This is a genomic window from Streptomyces sp. NPDC055815 (assembly GCF_053616475.1).
The window spans coordinates 1-1,061 of sequence record NZ_JBSHDU010000194.1 but is presented as its reverse complement, the minus strand read 5'-3'; the positions used below and the strand labels follow the sequence as shown (position 1 = coordinate 1,061).

Below are 1,061 nucleotides of genomic sequence, written 5' to 3'. Positions count from 1 at the left end.
CGGCTCAAGCCGGGCCCACTGGCCATTCGTCAGATCACCACGTCCCACGACAGGTGATCATCAACGAACAAGATCAACTTTCGCAACAGACCCTAATCGACCCCATCCGGGCATCCCGCCCATGGGATCGGGTCCGCGGATTTAGCTTCTTCCGGGTCCCCAGGGGGCACTCACGGGATGTCTTCGGTCGAACTGCATCAGTTTTAAGCCGATCGCCGGCCTGCGCGGCACCCTGCGGCCCCCGTCTGCGTCGTTTCCGGTGTGGAGTGGTCCGGGGAGGCAGGGAAGGAGCTCAAGGGTTTTCGTGCGCCAAATGGCCATTCTCCGTTACGGCGAATTCTGCTGGAGGGGCCCGAAGGGGGGCGCTCCGGACATCGACCTCACGGCTCGTACGCGGCGTGAGGGAAGCGAGTTGAGTAGCTCCGGGCCTGCGGTTTGGAATCAATGAAAATTCTTGCAGGGGTAATTCCGCTGTGTAACTGTGGCTGGGCCGCGACGGCGAGCGAGGAAGGCCCGCCGCATCGCAGCGCTCTTCTGTTCCACAACCGAAAGGGGAGGGTTATGTCCTTCGGAAGGACTGCCGCCAAGGTCATGGTCACAGCCGCAGCCGTCACGGCACTGATGGGCGCCGGCCAGGCATTCGCCGGCGTCGGGGAGAACCTGGACTCGTACTACCAGGACTCGGTCTGGGCCTATAGCCATGGCACCAACGGTGCGGTGGCGGTCGCCGACACGGCTGGGGACAGCCACGCGGTCTACACGCTGTACGACCGCAAGAACAACTCGGGCCTGCGACTCGACAACTACGACGGCAACGGCTCCACGAAGTACAGCGGCATGGACACCACCAACTACGTGAGCAAGGTGACCGCCTGCCTGAACGTCCAGCTCAACCCGGACCGGTGCGGGTACGACGACCGCCCGAACGACGACCGTTAGAACCTCTGCGGTGGAGCGGTCCGGGCCCCGGCCCCGGCCCCGCCGCGACGGCAAGGCCGGGCGGCAGCCCACGGAGGGGCACGAATTGGGGGGCGCCACAAACGGCCGGGCGCGGCACCCCG

Annotated in this window: 1 protein-coding gene; it reads left to right on the top strand. The window is 65.5% G+C overall.

Going from position 1 to position 1,061, the window contains the following annotated elements; translation table 11 throughout:
- Window positions 1-561: 561 nt before the first annotated feature.
- A complete protein-coding gene (locus tag ACWGN5_RS41945; RefSeq protein WP_453524299.1) occupies window positions 562-939 on the top strand; it encodes a hypothetical protein in 378 nt (125 codons plus the stop codon).
- Window positions 940-1,061: the final 122 nt, after the last annotated feature.

Bases quoted from the DNA above. Each gene is read 5' to 3' on its own strand.
- ACWGN5_RS41945 (WP_453524299.1), top strand. From the start codon at position 562: ATGTCCTTCGGAAGGACTGCCGCCAAGGTCATGGTCACAGCCGCAGCC.